Raw genomic sequence first — 16,875 nt, forward strand, 5'->3', positions numbered from 1 at the left:
GATTACAGGTTAAAGGGTATGCTGATCCGTGTTTACTGCGATCACCGGTTTAGATTTTTTGTCTTTTCTGAATTTGCGTTTGAATTTGTTGGACAGATCATCCGTGAAAGAATACATGACCGGAATCAGCACCAGGGTAACCAGGGTTGAAAATAGGAGACCTGTGATAACGACAATGGCCATCGGCGCCTGAAACTCCGAGCCTTCCCCGATCCCGAGTGAAAGCGGCAGCATGGCCAGAACAGTCGTTAGCGTCGTCATGATGATCGGCCGCAAGCGGATCGGTCCTGCATTGATGATTGCCTCATGCACGTCCTCCTTGTACGTTCTTCGTCGTGTATTGATATAGTCGACCAGAACGATCGCATTGGAAACAACGATACCGGCCAGCATGATCACCCCGATAATCGCCATAACGCTTAACGGTTTGCCGGTGATGAATAATCCTAAGAACGCTCCGGCAAATCCAAGCGGGATGGAAAACATGATGACAAACGGATAAACCAGCGACTCAAATTGGGAAGCCATGACCATATAGACCAGAATCACGGCAAGTCCGAGCGCAAGGAATAGGTCACTGAATGCATCGACCATTTCCTGCTGCTGTCCGCCCATTTCATAGGTATAATTATTCGGCATCCGGTAATCTGCCAGCGCCGTCTGAATATCTTTGGAGACACTGCCGACGTCCCTGCCGCTGATCTGACCGGAGACCGTCAGGGTCCTCGCCTGGTTGTCCCTGCTGATGCTGACAGGACCGCGGCTGACGGAAACATCCGCCACTTCGCCCAACGTAACGGTATAGCCGAGGCTCGTGGTAATCGGGATTTGCTCAAGGGCTTGGAGATTCCGATTAAACGTTTCGTCCCCTTTGATCTTTACATCGATTTCGGTCCCATTGTATTTAAACTGTGTCGCGGTTGCCCCGCTGATCGATGCTTTTACCGCAGAGGCGATTGTTCCGGCACTCAGACCATACTGGCTGGCCGCCTTACGGTCCACGTTGATTTCAACTTCCGGTATTCCGTCTTCATAGCTGGATTTAACTTCCCGGGTTCCCGGGACTTTTTTAATCACGGTGACAAAATCGTCTCCGATCTTCTTCAGCTGATCCAGATTTTCACCTTTGATGGTGATGCTGATCGGATCACCGGCACTCATCACGGACTGGGTTGCTGCGACACTGGTTTTGGCCCCGGGTACGTCCTTAATCCGGTCCCGGATTTCATCGGAGATCTCCACAACGCCGCGTTTCCGATCCGTTAAAGGAAGCAGCTTCACAGTAAAGGTACCAACGTTGCCTTGTGCGCCTGTCAGGCTCATGGTTCCGGATGATCCGGCATCCAGGAAGATGGTATCGATCTCGGGAATATCTTCTATCTTCGTTTCAATTTCACGCATGACCGCCGAGGTATCGCCGACCTTTGCCCCGTCAGGAAGCGTAACGCTGATCGAGAGCATGCCTTCATCCGTCGTCGGGAAGAATTCTGTCCCAACAGCGGCAACAGAGGCAATGGAAACGACAAAGACAATGGTTGTAACGATAAAAACGCGTTTCCGGTGGCCCAGGGCCCATCTGAGCAGTTTTTTATACCCCTGGAGCAGCGCTTCATAGCCCTGGTCAAATTTATCGTGGGCTTTCGCCAGGAACGCAGGAGTACGGAAGAACCCCCTGCCATTTTCTTCATCTTCCGCTGCATCCGTTATGGCTACTTTCACTGTTTCGGATGTTTCGGATGTTTCGGATGCTTCAGCCGTTTCGGTCTGTGTATATGCTTTATCCGTTTCCCCTGTCTTACCAGCATCAGCAAAACCAGCAGTCTGATTCTTCCGCTCTACTTTCAGCAGCTTGGAAGCGAGCATCGGGACAACCGTCATCGAAACGACCAGCGATGCTCCGAGCGAAAACGCGATCGTCAAGGCAAACTGCCGGAATAGTGTGGAGGTTAATCCCTGGACAAAGACGATCGGCAAAAAGACTGCGACCGTCGTCAGCGTGGAAGCCATGACAGCGATGATTACTTCCGAAGATCCTTTCACTGCCGCTTCGACCCTGGAATAGCCGTTCTGTCGGAAGCGGTAGATATTTTCGAGCACCACGACCGAATCGTCAACCAGACGGCCAATACCAAGCATTAATCCGCCCAGCGTCATCAGATTCAGCGTAATGCCGGTAAAATATAACAGACAAAACGTCGCAATAATGGAAATCGGGATAGCTGAAGCAATAATCAGGGTAGAACGGATATTTCGCAGGAAAATGTACAGGACCAGTACCGCCAGGAGAGCGCCGATAACCCCATGCTCCGCGACCGAATACAATGAAGCCTTGATATAGGCTGCATTATCCATGACCACCGTAATCTTGACGTCTTTTAGTTCATCCTGGATTTTGTCGATCTCTACATAGGCTGCTTCCGCAACTTGGACTGTATTGGCGTCGGAACGTTTTTGGATCGAAATATTGACACCGGGATTGCCGTTCGCTTTGGAAATGGTTGTCTGCTGATCCGGCTTTAATTCGATATCGGCTAAATCTTTCAGCTGAACATTTCCGCCGGTAGGCAGCGGAATAAGCAGCTGCTCGATCTCAGCTACCGACATGAATTCCCCGGTCGTTTTGACAGTCAGCTCCTGGGTCCCTTTCTTGACTGTACCTCCGGGCAGGTTGACATTCTCCGAAGCCAGGATTCCCTGAAGGTAAGCGAGGCTAATGCCATAACCGGCTAATTTCTCACTTTTTGTCCGGATTTCAATAATATCCTTGGTTCCGCCGGTCACGGACACGGAAGCAACCCCTTCCGCTCTTTCCAGTCTCGGTTGGATCGTATCTTCCGACAGGGTTTGCAGTTCGGAGAGACTCATCGTCGATGACGAAATAGAAAGCGTCAAGACCGGGGTTGAATTCATATTGAGTTTCAAGACCATCGGGCTGCTGACGCCGTCGGGGAAGTAATCTTTAATCAGGTCAATTTTTTCTCTGAGGTCGAGGGCAACCTGATCCATATCGACTCCATAATTAAACTCCAGAATAACAAGCGAACTGCCTTCCGAAGTGATGGAGCTGATATTTTTGACATTCTGGGCTGTGGAAACAGCCTTTTCGATTGGCTGCGTGACCAGGTTTTCAATCTCCTGAGGGCCTGCTCCATTGTAGGATGTACTCACGATTGCATAAGGCAATTCCATTTCGGGCATCAAGTCCAGCGGAATACGCGTGAAGGACACAAATCCGAGAATGATGATAATAAAAACAAGCATCAGGACTGTAACAGGGCGTTTTACCGACGTTTCAGATATTTTCACTTCTGAACGCCTCCCCCTGTTTGCGCCGAAGCTGCCGTATCCGTCGTTTCCTGAGCAACCTGCTTGCCGTCAACAGTTACGACTTTGATTTCCGTACCATCCTGCACAAAGTTCTGCCCTTTGATAATGACGATGTCCCCTTCCGTCAGTCCGCCGACGATCTCCGTCTCGGTGCCGCTCTCAAGTCCTGTCGTTACTTCCATCTCGGCTGCAGCATTATCTTTGGCAACATACACGACGTCTTTTCCGCCGTGAAAAATCACCGCATCGGTCGGCACAGCCAAGACATTATCTTTGCCGGCAATGTTTAAGGTCACATTGGCAAACATGCCGGGTTTGATGATTCCGTCTTTATTATCGATATAGGTTCTGAGCGCGTATTTGCCCTGGGCATTGGCTGCAATACTTACACTGTCAATAACCCCTTTGACTTTCACTGAAGCCGCAGGCACTTCAATCTGAACCGACTGGCCGCTGTGCACGCTGTTGATCTCCTGCTCGCTGAGGCTTACTGTAACAAACACTTTATTCAAATCCACCACCCTGGCCGGAGAAACGGCGCTCATCACCATCGACCCAATTTTCACATCGAGCGCTGTAAGGACACCGTCGATCGGCGCCTTGACATCCATATCATTCAGGGCTTTCTGCGCCGCGTCATAAGCAGCCTTGGCCTGAGCCAGCTGGCCTTTATACGTTTCCAGAACCGCATCCGAAGCCGCCACGGCAGCCTGATCAAGCTCCGACTTGCTGACCGCGCCGATTTCATACAGCTGTTTCATATTCTCATAATTCTTTTTACTGTTTTCATAATTGGCCATATTGGTTTCATAGCCGGCCTGCGCCAGCTGATAGGCCGCTGAAGCCTGGTTATAGCTGGACATCAGATCGGTTTTATCAAGGCTGAAAAGTACCTGGCCCTTGCTGACCCGGTCCCCAACTTTGGTATAGACCGCCGCCACTTTGGCCGGGGTGCCGACGACCACGGAAGCTTCTTTATCCGCTTCAACTTTGCCGCTTAAGGTAATCGCAGAAGAGATGCTCTGTTTATGTAAGGTCAACGCTTCCACCGGGACATAATTCTGTCTGTTTTGTTCTGCCGCCTTCTTTTCAGCAGCAGATTGTATCGCACCGTAGATTCTTACCCCGACCAGAAGGACAAGCAGGATTGCAATCACGGTAATGATCATTTTCTTCTTCCCAATCGGTTTTTTCAAGTCCGGGCTGCCACCCTGCTCAGACCGTTTCATTTTGAATTTCATTTTTCTACTCCCCCGTAAATCAATATCTTTCTAAGTCTATTCTTTTTGGGACATATTCATGAATGTCGTGGTTGCGGCCGTGGCCGTCGCGACCGACTGGTCAGTCGGCACGTCACCTCTCTTATCTTATCTTCCTTTGTGCCTTGGGTCAATGGGTTCAAGTTAGATATTACCAAATATTTTCTTCCCATAAATGGCAACATTATTTTGTAAATTTTTGGAATTTTATGGTTGTTTTTTTCTTTTTTATATTGCATAATATCTATTAAAGGATCCATTTTGTTTTGGAGGGAAGCCGCTATGTCCAATGATGAGTTTCAGACTATCGTGCTTCGTGAAATCAGAGAAATGAAGAAAGACATTTCTCAACGATTTGATGGTATTAATCAACGATTCGATGGTATCGACCAACAATTCGATGGTATCGACCAACAATTCGATGGTGTCGACCAACGGTTCGACGGTATCGACCAACGATTCGACGATATCGACCAACGACTGGATTCCATGGATCAACGACTCTGTAAGGTTGAACATAAACTGGATGTTGTTGTTGAGCAAACAGCCGGACTGATGGAATTTCGGACAGAGACCAATCATAAATTAGACAAGATCTCAGATGACCAAAAATCGATTATCCAGGTACTTGGCGAACATGAAATTTCCATCAGATCCCTGCAGAGAAGGCCCGTATAAAACAAAGTCTCAATAACAAATCATTTTGATATTAAAAATCTCACGGATTCAAAACCCGTGGGATTTATTTATTATTGCGCTGCGTTTATTGTCTATAGCTATTCCTGCTATCTTTAGCTATCTTTTGCCATTGCTATTACTTCTGTCTGTTACGTCACAAAACCAAGCCCTCACCATCCGAAACCCATCTGCATATGCTGTAATTAGACTCATAATGAAAGGGCGGGCGGCATGGATAATCCGATCACCGAACGCACACCGCTTGTCATAGCGGCTGAGATAAATATGATAACCTGCCAAACCAAAAAAATCCTGCTTGCCGGCGCCATTGAAATCGGCCGTCGATTGCTGGAAGCCAAAGATCTGGTCAAACACGGGGAATGGATTAAGTGGCTGGAAGAGTCCGTGAACTATTCTCGCCGAACTGCCTCCAGGCTGATAAAGCTCTACGAAGAGTACGGGCCTAACTTCCCTGAAGTATCCGACAGCTCAAATGGGACACCAGTGTCCCATTTGACTTATACCCAGGCCCTCCTCTTACTGGGTTTCCCGGCAGAGGAACGGGAGGAATTCATCACGCACAATGACGTCGGCAGTATGACGAAACAGGAGCTTCAGCAGGCTCTGAAGGACAGAGATCAGGCCAATCAGGCGAAGGAGCAGGTGCTTCAGGAGAATCAGCTACTTAAAAAAGGGCTGGAGACGATCGACAGCACCATCTCCGAATTAAAAAAGGAGCACGCTAAGGCTGCAACAAGGCCAACGAATCCGGAAAATATCAATGCAGAAGCGCAATCTGCCAACAATGCCTCCTCTGCCGGTGATGCCCCCTCTGCAATAACAGCCCCTTTTACCCACAACCTTAAAACCGAACATGACCCGGACGCTCACATCAAGTATGTAGAAAAATGCAACGCTTGCTGCAAAACAATCGCCGATACCTTCTTCGATCTGACGACAGCGCTCACCAATCTGGCCCATATCGATCCGAACCTGAAAGAAGAAAAAAGAAAAGAGGCCAATCGACTGATTGAATACATGGCAGAGACGATTAAAGAGTGGCCGCCCCCCAAGAAACCGCTTAGAGTTCGTTCCTGATTTTTTTTGGGAACCTTTGGACAAGCCAAGCATAGTATATACAAGACAGCAAGTAAGCTGTCCAATAAAAGAGAAAGGAGATGATTGGAATGGCCGTTGTTTCAGCACCATCCGGCGCCGCTCTGGTATTGGTTTATCAGACCGGAGTCAGCACCTCCGATGCTCCGATAACCAAACAGCGAACCCTTAACAATATTGTTTACAATGCTTCGAATCAAGCTGTCTATGAGGCGGCTCACGCCATCTTCAGTCTGTCGGAATATACGCTGCTTGACGTTTACTTCAGAAGAACGGATGAATTGACAAACGAAGCGTAAAGCGGAGGGCAATTTCAGGCGTCAAGGAGGTGATTCAATTGGCTGTGACCACCAACCGAACAGCAAGATTAACTTTCGCGACCACCGGAGAGAACACGTTTTCCCTAACAGTTCCCCAACCGCGAGAGGATATTCAGCTGGCTGAAGCCATGGACGTTATGAACGCGCTTATAGCAGGCGGGATATTCCTCACGGCAAACGGTGCCCTTACAGGGGTAAAGGATATAAAGGTCATCGAAACTACGACCAATGACCTTTATGATCCTCCGCAAGCGTAAGCGGGCAGTACCGGCCTAAACAGATGAAGACCACAAAAACAGACAGCCCTGGCACTTTATCTGCCTGATAGCTGTCTGTTTTTCTTTTTGGGAGGCATTGCATTTTATGCAATTTGAATGATTCTCAGTTATTGAAAATATAAAGTCCTATCTTTTTCCTTGCCCTTTACCGTTATGTCCGTTATTTGGAGGGGTATTCGTGACTGTGTTCTGAATACTTTGAGCATCGACGGTTCCACCACTTTCATCACTTGTGCCATCCACTGTTGTTTCATCCGAAGTAGACTGGCCATCGACTGTGGCAGTCTGATCGCCAGTATCCGTTACATCCTGATTATCTACAGCCGTTGCATCCTGTTCGTCCCCTGCTTCCAGGCTATCTTCCTGGTCGCTCACGGCTTGGCCCTTATTGGCCTTCTTATATTCTTTTATGTTTTGGGTTTGCTCTTTCAAGACTTCCTTCGTTTCTTTGTTCGTCTCTACTTTGATTTTCTGAATATCTTTCCTGAGCTCCTGCATGTCGTTTTTGTACTGTTCAGCCTGTTCGACTTTTTCCAGGGCAGCGGCAACGGCAGCCTCGTCACCTGAAGCACGGGCTTCACCCAACTCTGCTTTGGCCGCTGCAAATTGCTGCACTGCATCCCCATAGGCTTTTTTGGCAGCCACATAAGCTTTGATCGCAATGGTGTTTTGAACTTCGGCTTTAATGATATTCTGCATGATCTCAGCCTGATCTTCTGTCAGATTGCCGCTGATTTTTAAGACGACTTTATCTGCATCGCTTTGAACAAGCTCAATGCTGGCAAGCAGATTGCTGATCACCGTATTCTCTTCTGTGTCAGTTGCTGCCGTGTCCTCTGCGACTGTTTCATCTGTGGAAGTCGTGACGGCCCCATCATCCGCAGCAGAATCTGTAGCCGTCGTATCCGTACCTTCAGCTGCTTCGTTGTCTTCGATCATCTGCTGTACCTGGAAGTTGGCTTTCTTTATCGTATCCGAGTACACTTTCAGAGCCTGTTCCATCAAATCCAACTGGTTTTGTTCGGACATGATTTCCGCTTCGGCGAGCCGTTCATTGGCAAACTCAACGAGCAGTTCCGCTTTTCCTTCATCAGAGAAAGTTACAGCAACCTGAACACTTTCAATCATCTGTTCGATTGAATAGAGCCAGCTGTCCGGCGTTACACCGGCTTCATCTTCAGCTGAGGCCTGGCCGGTCGAATCCATTGTTGTGGAATCGGTTGTTACTGCATCTGTTGTTGTGTCTGTCGTTGGGTCAGTCGTTGTTGAATCTGTAGCGGGATCTGTGGTCGTATCAGGAGTACTCGTTGAAACATCCTCGGTTACTGTGGTTCCATCCGTGGTTGTTTCAGCAAATACACAGGTTGGCGCGACCGCAATGATTAACAGGACACAAAGAATTGAAACGAGAATCTTCTTATGGATCATTCTATCTACCCCTTTCGGTAACCCGGCTGTCATAACCTTTCGGTGTTAGACCCGTGGCTTTGCGTCTCCGTCTTTCGACGGATTTGCCATTATCGTTTTGGCTGAGGCCATTATATTCCAGAATACTTTGAAAATCAAGGTTTTCGGACTTATTCCAGACCATTGGGGTATAAAAAATGAGACTTTTGTCCCATAAAAATTAATTTTAAATTTACTTTATGTTGAAATTATATAAAATATTCGCATGTTAAATAATTAAAAAGTAAGCGTAAACTCTAGTGGCGTAAAAAAGAGCTCACTGTAAACCAGCAGGCCCGAATCATATTAAAATCATTGTAAGCGTCTAATAAGAATGTGTATGAAAACTCTCTTAGATCCGTGAGAAAATCCTCTAAATTAGAGTTTCTCAAGTTTACTCAAAAAACTCTAAGGAGGATTAAAGTGGATTTCAGCGTTATTTGTCTCATTTTTCTGTTACTCTTTCATAACAAGATTATCATGAAACAGCCATTTATCCGACGCTCTCCAGGGTCAGCATCATTGTATTTCTTTTCAATGTGGAACAGGTAATCGCAGTACTCCTGTCCCTTGAAGTAAACGGTCTTCTTTTGCTCCTCCGGGCTTAAGGCCTTAATCGCATCCGTAAATTTTCTCTTCATGTGAGCTAGGCATCCTACCACTGTGATCCCAGGGTCTAAACTATGGTAAACTTGATACCCATGGGGGCGTAACTTCATGTTTCGGTTACGTCCCCTCTCTTTTCTTATAATGTTTGTCAAATCTAGATCAACTTGTGAGGATGATATCAATCATGAACCTGTCCCCTCGGGTGCCTCTCGGGTGCCCCTGTTATGTACTTTATGTTTTATTTATCCCATCGTTTTTTTCAATAAGTACCTAGTAGATTAATTACATTTGTACATTTTATGACTTTTTCTATCATATTATTTGGAGGAATATTGTCACACACAGAGAATTAGAAAGTGATAAGGATTAGAATGGGAAATAATAACTTGTATAGCGATAATTCTATATTATATGAAGGAGATTTGGCAGTGAAATATCTAGAATATCTACATCTAAGGAAAAAAGTACTTTCTACATTTCTTATAATAGGCTTTTTTGTTCTGATGCTAATCATTCTGCCTAGTCCGAACATTGCTAGGGCTGATGAAAATCGGCTAGCGGGTACGGATCGCTACCAAACAGCTGTGGCCATCTCGCAGGAAGGATGGAAAAAATCCGATTATGTGGTTCTAGTCGAAGGAGACGCGTTGGCTGATGCACTCTGTACAGGTCCTTTAGCCAAAAAATACGATGCCCCCATCCTATTCACAGAAAAAAATACTATCAATAGATATACCCAAAACGAAATACAACGATTAGGAGCAACCAAGGCGATCCTCGTAGGCGGATACGAGGCAATCTCCGCCGATGTAGAGCAAACCCTGAAAACAATTGGTATAAAAACCACTGACCGGATCTATGGTTCGGACAGATATGTGACTTCTGTCGAAATTGCGAAGAGACTTGGCACCAAAGAGGTCGCACTAGTTAGCGGAGTAAACTTCGCGGATGCACTGTCTATCTCCGCAGTGGCCGCCGCTAAAGGGTACTCCATCCTGCTTACGCCAGCGGATAACTTGCCTGAGGTGGTAAAAATGCACTTGAGTAATTATAAAATAACTCGCACCTATATTATCGGCGGCACGGGAGTCGTCGGCAAAAATATTGAGGATCAAGCCCCTTCTCCCCTCAGACTGGCAGGCAACGACCGCTATGCTACGAACCGCGCAGTTCTTGATAAATTCTCCAAAGACCTCGACTTTAATATAATATATCTCGCTAGCGCGGAAAACAAAGCAGGCTTAACGAACTCACTTGCAGGGATAGCTCTTGCGGCCCAAACATCATCTCCCCTTGTCCTCTGTGGTAAAATTCCTATCGGGCCATCCGAAGATTTTATCCTCAAAAAAATGACCGTTTCCAGCCATCTACTTACCCTGGGCGGAGAAGAAACGATTCCTAACAGTGTTCTAAATGGCTATACCCACAGTCAAAACCAAGTTTTAAGGAGCATTTTTAACCAAAAGGGAACCTATGGGCCTCCATCAGGGGAAACGACAATATCCGGAAGTCTGGCAATCGAAGCATCGGATATCACGGTCCGAAATACGGTCATTGAAGGCGACCTACTACTCGGTGAAGGTATCGGAAACGGAACAGTAACCTTAGAAAATGTAACCGTCAAAGGCCGAACGACCATTCGGGGAGGGGGATCGGTGGATGGTATTTGCTGCGATACATTTATGTCTAAAACCCTGGTAATCGATGTCCCCTCTGGAAAAGAAGCAGTCATCCATCTTAAAGGAAAATCCCAAGTACAGAATACGATAGTTTTATCGAATTGCACTCTTGATGGTTACGAGAACACCTCATCGGTAGGATTCTCCATAGTAAATATGATTCGTGGCGACCAGGTGACTTTAAAAGGAGATTTCGGCACGGTCAACGTTGCCTGCGATGGAATAACAGCAAAGTTGGAGACGACAACGCGAAAAATGACAACGATTAAAACGCTTAACGCCAACGCGACACAAACCATAAGCGGTACAGGAACGATCAGTACAGCTAACATTAACAGTAACGAAGTCGTAATTTATGTGACCACCACAACAGCGAACGTAGCTAAAGGTTATGTAGCTTATGTCTCCGGCCAATGGCTTTCCGAAGGAAAAAACAATACTTCAATCGCAAATATCCCCATATATGATCTTTCCGGAGTTACAGGTAACGGTGACGCAACGTTATATTTTAGCCCCCCGGGAGGGGCTACGCAGATTAGTCTAAAACAATCCATTGATGGCGGCGCAACCTGGCAGAACTCCTCGACGACGTCTGTCTTGAGTTCCAGTTCTACCTCTGCTGTAGTTACAGGTCTTATCAACGGTCAGACCTACTTATTCAAACTGGTTGTAACGGGAGGGAATCGGGCAGGAGACTCCAATACCTTCTCCCTTGTCCCTATAGGTGTCCCAATATCTGATTTCAGTGGTACAATTGTCAGCGGACTGGCCTGCTTTACATTTAGCGCAGCCGCCAATGCGTCTAGCGTTGTCCTCCAGCAATCTACTGATGGAGGAACGGCCTGGGTCAATTCCAATACAACGTGGCTGGACAAAAATTCTACGTCGGCAACGGTAACGGGTCTCGCCAGTGGCCAGACATATACTTTCCGACTAGTAGTTAATGGCGGATCCAATCATGGCTATTCCAATACCTACACGTTAGGACCTTTCTAATACCCAGCGCTTACAATTAATCCTAGATTAGCCCATTCATAAGCACGATAAGCTTGGGTAAGCGTCTCTTCCGCTATTTCTACGGCTATTTGCTGACTCAGATACTCACTCTTATCCGCTTCGTATTGGAGCAGTGAAATACTGGACATTTTATATTTTAACTCGGAAATTTTAAATTTGCTGTCCGCCGCTGTCAGCTTTTGTTGCGCGGAGCCTAAAGCGCTTTGTTTTTCTAAAAGTGTGTGATACGTTTGGTAGAAGTCGATTTTAAACTTACTCTTAGAATTATCTGAATTAGAATCCAATAACACATCATAGCTCCGGCCTTTTGCAGTCAAATAGTCCGCATCGACATTGATAGCGGAAATTTGTTGTTTTGATATCACCGGTACTATGCCGACAGCCAGATCAATATCAGCATCCTGCCCCAGATTCACGTTTAGTTGCTATACCATGGCAGTTTTAGTATAAGTCAGCTTCTTAATATTTGCGTTGAGCTAGTCAAGAGAATTTGTCGCATTCGCTACAGATAAGCCTGTGATCATTCCGAGGACGTATTGCTTTTTCAATACAATCAGCTGTTTCTCCGCTAAAGATTTCTTTTGTTCAAGGTCTTTAAGCGTAACAGATTTGAGATGTCCCACTTTTGCCAGAAAGATAATCTTCAATTGCTCTCAATTTTTCCTCTATTGGAACTTTTGTTTTCCGTCCCATAAAAAATATGCTCCCTTCATAGAAACAGTTTTATTATTTTAACTGTCTACTACGAAGGCAATGTCATTAAGATAAGCTTATTAAGAAACCCCAGCAGTAGAAAAGTGATACCGCTGGGGTTGTCGTATACACGGAATAACATAGAAAACGCAGGTGTTTTTGAATTTTGAGCAACACAAAAGCAGATGCCCGAAAAGCATCTTAAAAGTCCTTTCACGCATGTCAAATAATTCTGTACTGGAACCCTACTGCTGAAATCGGATTTTGATATCTAGGAAATTGTCGGCCAGGGCGTATTGGGGAAAGGTGCTTACCTATCAGTTTAAGAACTTGGACCGCTGGAATTAACTCTCTCAAAAATTGACGGCATATATTTAAAGCCACTGGAAAATTTACTCGCAAATCTTCCGAAATACTGATGTGGTGCATGATAATGGAAGAATAATTGTATAGAATTAGTCTGGCAAAAATCTCTTGCAATATAAAATCCTTCTTTTTGCTGTGCAGACTCGCCAAACCCACAGCATATTTAAGTTCCTTAAAAGATGTCTCAATTCCCCAGCGCAGATTATAGAATTGTTTTATTTTCTCCGGCGGAAAATCTTCGGCATTGAGATTTGTATAAACCGTTTCATACACACCATCAGCAATAGCGAAGCGAACGGCACGAAAATGTAAATCATAAAGCTTGGAATCTTTCGGTTTAATGAAGTCAAATGTCGTATGTGGCTGTATCCATCGATACCGATGGGGGTATGCTTTTAGAAGCGGTAACGTAAGCGTCAAACAGATTCAGACGTGAGCTACATTAAATCAGGCTCATCCACTCCAAGAAGATCGCAAAGAGCATTGTTAACCATTATCCTAAAATCATCATCAGATATGTTGTTAGCTTGAGCATATTCGAAGACATCATCGACAGTGCTGACGAATTTTTGTGCTAAACGAGCATTCTCCCTTTTCATCTTCGGAAAATGCTCAATAACATAGCCTGAATAATCCATTTCGAAGAGATATCTTGATATCTTTCCGTCAGCAAAATCAGAGATAAAATCTATCATAAACGCCGTATGTTTTCCAACCTTCATCAGTCTTCCTCCCACGCATATTTTTCCGGACTTCCGTTACCGGGCTGCGGGGTGAATACTTTCTCCGGCAAGGCTGCACTACCAGGTAAAAAGTCTTTAATTTCAGATATGTAACCCGCTCTTCCTAAGTTAGGGGCATTTGTAAAAATCCATGTTAAATATTCAAATGGATTCAAGCCATTTTCTCTCGCACTCACAATTAGGCTGTAATAAATCGCACTGGCCCTGGCGCCGTTTGGTGTGTTAGTAAAGATCCAGTTCTTTCGACCGATTACAAAAGGTTTAATACTACGTTCCGCACGGTTGTTTGAAATTTCAAGACGTCCGTCCAGCAGGTATCTCTTAAGATATTTTTGTTGGGACTTGGCATAATGTACCGCCTTACCAAGAAGTGTGTTAGGCAAAGCAGCAAGCCCATTGATCCAATTGTAAAAGTCATCAAATACAGGCTTTGACAAGCGTTTGCGCTCTTGAAGGCGTTTATACGGGGTAAGGGAAGCAAACTGTTTTTCAAGGTGGAACAGCTTGTCACAATAGGTAACCCCTTTTGCCGCACTGGATTCCGGTTGTTTCTCCTTGGGCAGGGTTTTAAAGGCATCGAAAAACTTCCGCCTAAGATGTGCCAGGCAGCCCACAACGATTATGTTTTCAGGAAGCTTATGATAACCTTCGTATCCATCTGTATGAAGGTAACCTGTAAAATCTTTTAAGAATTTTCCAGGATGGGTATGTTTTCTGTCAACTTGATAGTCATAAATTACAATCTGGTGTTTTGTATCTCCGCTGGTGCGGTACAGCCACATGTAACTCTTTGACTGCGCCGTCTTTCCCGGTTCTTTCAACACCTGCAGCGTGGTTTCATCTGCGTGGAGCACTTCATGCTCACATAATCTAAGCTTCATCTCTTCATATATCGGTTCCAGCCAGTCCTCACTGGCTTTGATCATCCAGTTTGACATCGTCTGCCGGGAAAGCAGGATGCCGTTTTGTTTCCACTCCTGCTCCTGTCGGTATAGTGGGGATGCCATCATGAATTTCTGTACCGCTATATGGGCAATTGTCTCGGGGGAAGCAAATCCGCCTTTGATGACAGGTTCCGGCATATCTGCTTTTATGATAGGAACATGCTCGGCAGTTCCTTCACAATTACGGCAGGCGTAAATATGCCGTACGTGCCGTACAATGATTGCTTTGGCAGGAATGACTTTGAGTTCTTCGCGAGTTTCCCTGCCCATTGTATGTAACTGACTGCTGCAATTCGGACAAATACACTCTTCTGCCGGAAGCTCGTGTTCAATTACCTCAACAGGTAAATCCTTCGGCAATTTGTCAGTTGTAAGGCGTGTCCGTTTACGATAATGCGCTTTTACCTCGGCAAGCTTCGGTTCCGGCTTGCTTATATCGGCGCTTGATTCGGCCTCGTTGAATATGAGCATCTGAATACCGTCTGTCTTTTCACTTGATGCGCCAAATTGTTTATGCTTAGCAAGGCGGATCTGTGACATAAACCACTGTACTTGTTGCTCTAATTCAGCAATTTTGCGGTCCTTTTCTTCAATTATTCCAAGCAGTTGTTCTGCTGAAGTTTCTTGCGTTTTCATAAGAAAATTATACCATAAAAACCGCAAAAAAGCTAGATTTCATGCGGTTCTAAACGCTGTTTCGAGATAAATATTTCAAGAGATTTGCCGCTCGAAAACTTCTTCTCGTTTCAGCTTTTTCTCCAGTTTCGCACCTTCAATAAGATAAGATAATTCTTTGGTTTCAAGAACCATGGTGGCAGTGTCTCCCTTTGCCGGCCAGCGAAAATGTCCGCGCTCCAGACGTTTGAAATACAACCAGAATCCGTCGCCGTCCCATTCCAGGATTTTTATTCTGTTCCGATGCCGGTTGCAGAATACAAACAATGCTTCTGAAAACGGATCGATGGAAAAGTTGTCTTTAACCAGCGCCATGAGTCCGTTGATTGATTTCCTCATATCGGTATGCCCGCAGCATAGGTACACGGGTTTGTCACTCCATCTCATTACAGCACCCTCAATATGCGGCAGACTTTTTTCAGAAGTTCAGGATCCGTCTCCGCATCCACGGTGACGTGACAGCCACCGACTTCAATATCCAGCGTTGATTTTATTTCTTGACCTTGGGAAAGTTGCATCCACCCTTCCGGGACACAGCTTACGATGGTTTCTTCTTTCCGTTTTGAAAGTTCCATACATGCAACCTTTCGTAACTGTCGCTGCCAATAAAAGTATGCATGCTTACTTATTCCTTTCTCCTGGCAGAAATCCTTAATGCTCTGTCCGCTGCATTGCCGGTCCTGTATCACCTGCATCCACTGTGATAGTCGGTACTCTGTTGTGACTTTTTGTATATTCATACAACCACTCCGCTTTGGTTGAAAAAGTGTGCAAACTTTTTCAACTTTTTCAACCATATTTATTGTGATTGTACTATCTTCAAGGCTACAATTCTATGTGATGGTGTCTTTGACGCTTACGCGGTAACGTTTCTTTGGTTTGGCACCGGGTGAGGGTTAACGTGATTTCTTCATCGTATTCCGGGCAATTTGGTAGAGAAAGCCTTGATATAATCCCATAGGATTCTTTCGCCCGGATGATATAGTGCCATGATTTCTCCTGAAAATGAGCGATATTGTTGAATGACTCATATCCCCGATCCATGATTGCAATTACATTTCCGCTGATTTCAGACTGGTCTACCATGGATACTAAGGCTTTATGCTCATTCATGCCTTTCTTGGGTTGCACGGATGCATCGACATAAACCTTGCCCATCAGGTCATACATAGCGTCCAAATGCACAAGATTGTAATTTTTGCTATCTTCGCTGTTCCTGATGGAGGAGAATCCATCATTTGAATTTGACGGAAGTCTCAAATCCGAACCGTCAACAGCGAGCAGCCTGTAGTCTTGTAATGAATTCTCCGATACTGCTAATCTTGTAAATTCGTGAAACAGTAGTTTCAGTGCTTCTGGACGAATTTTGTCTCTCTGTTGGACAAATGCTGAAGCGGTTGCAGTCTCTGACGAATAACCCAGCCAATCATATAATTCTTTTGAAAGGCTATTGCCTCCCATGCCTACAAGCATAAGCAGCATAGTATGCAGTGATAATTTCCGTTCGCGTGAAAAATCTTGCCCTGGTCGTTTCACGCAAGCCGGTAAATCTGCTGTGATTGAGCGTATTGCTTGGTGCAGCGCAGTTCGTACCTGCTCTGGATATGCTTTCTTTTTCATTTTAGAAGGCCTCCTTAAAAATGTCCTCATTTTCAAGGCGAAGCCTTCGATTTTTATTTATTTGTCAAGTGTTTTTTTACAATTGATAAATTTTATATGCCCACC

General features: G+C 45.5%; 17 protein-coding genes and 1 riboswitch. Of the genes, 5 read left to right on the forward strand and 12 right to left on the reverse strand.

What is annotated here, in order from left to right; all coding sequences use genetic code 11:
• Positions 1-9: 9 nt before the first annotated feature.
• On the reverse strand, positions 10-3,306 hold the full coding sequence (locus tag AAH944_RS12755; RefSeq protein WP_415535212.1) for an efflux RND transporter permease subunit: 3,297 nt from the start codon (positions 3,304-3,306) through the stop codon (positions 10-12).
• Positions 3,303-4,568, reverse strand: coding sequence for an efflux RND transporter periplasmic adaptor subunit (locus AAH944_RS12760; protein ID WP_287895711.1), 1,266 nt, complete (start codon positions 4,566-4,568; stop codon positions 3,303-3,305). The genes AAH944_RS12755 and AAH944_RS12760 overlap by 4 nt, the downstream gene beginning before the upstream one ends.
• Before the next feature lie 279 nt (positions 4,569-4,847).
• Here AAH944_RS12760 and AAH944_RS12765 point away from each other — a divergent pair, with 279 nt between their 5' ends.
• The 4 genes from AAH944_RS12765 (at position 4,848) to AAH944_RS12780 (ending at position 6,957) form a co-directional block, all read left to right on the forward strand.
• Positions 4,848-5,264 carry a hypothetical protein gene (locus tag AAH944_RS12765; protein WP_415535213.1) on the forward strand — a complete coding sequence of 139 codons (417 nt, stop codon included), beginning with the start codon at positions 4,848-4,850 and terminating at the stop codon, positions 5,262-5,264.
• Between the two features lie 231 nt (positions 5,265-5,495).
• Positions 5,496-6,362 carry a DUF3102 domain-containing protein gene (locus tag AAH944_RS12770; RefSeq protein ID WP_415535214.1) on the forward strand — a complete coding sequence of 289 codons (867 nt, stop codon included), beginning with the start codon at positions 5,496-5,498 and terminating at the stop codon, positions 6,360-6,362.
• A gap of 89 nt (positions 6,363-6,451) precedes the next feature.
• Complete coding sequence (locus AAH944_RS12775; protein WP_287895710.1) at positions 6,452-6,679, forward strand: DUF1659 domain-containing protein; 228 nt, start codon at positions 6,452-6,454, stop codon at positions 6,677-6,679.
• A gap of 38 nt (positions 6,680-6,717) precedes the next feature.
• Positions 6,718-6,957: a DUF2922 domain-containing protein gene (locus AAH944_RS12780; RefSeq protein WP_287895709.1), complete on the forward strand. Its 240-nt coding sequence runs from the start codon at positions 6,718-6,720 to the stop codon at positions 6,955-6,957.
• A gap of 147 nt (positions 6,958-7,104) precedes the next feature.
• Here the strand turns inward: AAH944_RS12780 and AAH944_RS12785 are convergent, their stop codons facing one another.
• Together AAH944_RS12785 and AAH944_RS12790 are read right to left on the reverse strand one after the other, a co-directional pair.
• The gene (locus AAH944_RS12785; RefSeq protein WP_415535215.1) at positions 7,105-8,406 is read right to left on the reverse strand and encodes a DUF5667 domain-containing protein; all 1,302 of its coding nucleotides are present in this window, start codon (positions 8,404-8,406) and stop codon (positions 7,105-7,107) included.
• Between the two features lie 13 nt (positions 8,407-8,419).
• Positions 8,420-8,504: riboswitch (cyclic di-GMP riboswitch) on the reverse strand.
• A gap of 384 nt (positions 8,505-8,888) precedes the next feature.
• On the reverse strand, positions 8,889-9,143 hold the full coding sequence (locus tag AAH944_RS12790) for an IS66 family transposase (protein WP_287895705.1): 255 nt from the start codon (positions 9,141-9,143) through the stop codon (positions 8,889-8,891).
• Positions 9,144-9,461: 318 nt separating this feature from the next.
• Here AAH944_RS12790 and AAH944_RS12795 point away from each other — a divergent pair, with 318 nt between their 5' ends.
• Complete coding sequence (locus AAH944_RS12795) at positions 9,462-11,708, forward strand: cell wall-binding repeat-containing protein (protein ID WP_287895703.1); 2,247 nt, start codon at positions 9,462-9,464, stop codon at positions 11,706-11,708.
• Here the strand turns inward: AAH944_RS12795 and AAH944_RS12800 are convergent.
• The 8 genes from AAH944_RS12800 to AAH944_RS12835 all read right to left on the reverse strand — a co-directional run bounded on the left by AAH944_RS12800 (position 11,705) and on the right by AAH944_RS12835 (position 16,770).
• Positions 11,705-12,145, reverse strand: coding sequence for a hypothetical protein (locus AAH944_RS12800; RefSeq protein WP_287895701.1), 441 nt, complete (start codon positions 12,143-12,145; stop codon positions 11,705-11,707). The two genes, AAH944_RS12795 and AAH944_RS12800, sit on opposite strands and share 4 nt — an antisense overlap.
• Positions 12,146-12,205: 60 nt before the next feature.
• Positions 12,206-12,376 carry a hypothetical protein gene (locus tag AAH944_RS12805; RefSeq protein WP_158208560.1) on the reverse strand — a complete coding sequence of 57 codons (171 nt, stop codon included), beginning with the start codon at positions 12,374-12,376 and terminating at the stop codon, positions 12,206-12,208.
• A 268-nt stretch (positions 12,377-12,644) separates the two neighbouring features.
• Complete coding sequence (locus AAH944_RS12810; protein WP_287895699.1) at positions 12,645-13,208, reverse strand: transposase; 564 nt, start codon at positions 13,206-13,208, stop codon at positions 12,645-12,647.
• A 17-nt stretch (positions 13,209-13,225) separates the two neighbouring features.
• Positions 13,226-13,510, reverse strand: a complete 285-nt coding sequence (locus AAH944_RS12815; RefSeq protein ID WP_068884324.1) for a hypothetical protein — start codon at positions 13,508-13,510, stop codon at positions 13,226-13,228.
• Positions 13,510-15,111: an IS66 family transposase gene (gene tnpC / locus AAH944_RS12820; protein WP_353852839.1), complete on the reverse strand. Its 1,602-nt coding sequence runs from the start codon at positions 15,109-15,111 to the stop codon at positions 13,510-13,512. Before tnpC ends, AAH944_RS12815 begins: the two co-directional genes overlap by 1 nt.
• 75 nt (positions 15,112-15,186) lie before the next feature.
• Entirely contained in the window at positions 15,187-15,537 is a 351-nt protein-coding gene (gene tnpB, locus AAH944_RS12825) for an IS66 family insertion sequence element accessory protein TnpB (protein ID WP_415535039.1), read from the reverse strand.
• Complete coding sequence (gene tnpA / locus AAH944_RS12830; protein ID WP_415535038.1) at positions 15,537-15,890, reverse strand: IS66 family insertion sequence element accessory protein TnpA; 354 nt, start codon at positions 15,888-15,890, stop codon at positions 15,537-15,539. The genes tnpB and tnpA overlap by 1 nt, the downstream gene beginning before the upstream one ends.
• 85 nt (positions 15,891-15,975) lie before the next feature.
• A complete protein-coding gene (locus AAH944_RS12835; RefSeq protein WP_287896530.1) occupies positions 15,976-16,770 on the reverse strand; it encodes a transposase in 795 nt (264 codons plus the stop codon).
• Between the last annotated feature and the right edge of the window lie 105 nt (positions 16,771-16,875).

The organism is Dehalobacter sp. CP (assembly GCF_047652685.1).
Taxonomy (GTDB): Bacteria; Bacillota; Desulfitobacteriia; order Desulfitobacteriales; family Syntrophobotulaceae; genus Dehalobacter.

Bases quoted from the DNA above. Each gene is read 5' to 3' on its own strand.
- AAH944_RS12760 (WP_287895711.1), bottom strand. From the start codon at position 4,568: ATGAAATTCAAAATGAAACGGTCTGAGCAGGGTGGCAGCCCGGACTTG.
- AAH944_RS12770 (WP_415535214.1), top strand. From the start codon at position 5,496: ATGGATAATCCGATCACCGAACGCACACCGCTTGTCATAGCGGCTGAG.
- AAH944_RS12775 (WP_287895710.1), top strand. From the start codon at position 6,452: ATGGCCGTTGTTTCAGCACCATCCGGCGCCGCTCTGGTATTGGTTTAT.
- AAH944_RS12785 (WP_415535215.1), bottom strand. From the start codon at position 8,406: ATGATCCATAAGAAGATTCTCGTTTCAATTCTTTGTGTCCTGTTAATC.
- AAH944_RS12790 (WP_287895705.1), bottom strand. From the start codon at position 9,143: ATGAAGTTACGCCCCCATGGGTATCAAGTTTACCATAGTTTAGACCCT.
- AAH944_RS12815 (WP_068884324.1), bottom strand. From the start codon at position 13,510: ATGAAGGTTGGAAAACATACGGCGTTTATGATAGATTTTATCTCTGAT.
- tnpC (WP_353852839.1), bottom strand. From the start codon at position 15,111: ATGAAAACGCAAGAAACTTCAGCAGAACAACTGCTTGGAATAATTGAA.
- tnpB (WP_415535039.1), bottom strand. From the start codon at position 15,537: ATGAGATGGAGTGACAAACCCGTGTACCTATGCTGCGGGCATACCGAT.
- tnpA (WP_415535038.1), bottom strand. From the start codon at position 15,890: ATGAATATACAAAAAGTCACAACAGAGTACCGACTATCACAGTGGATG.
- AAH944_RS12835 (WP_287896530.1), bottom strand. From the start codon at position 16,770: ATGAAAAAGAAAGCATATCCAGAGCAGGTACGAACTGCGCTGCACCAA.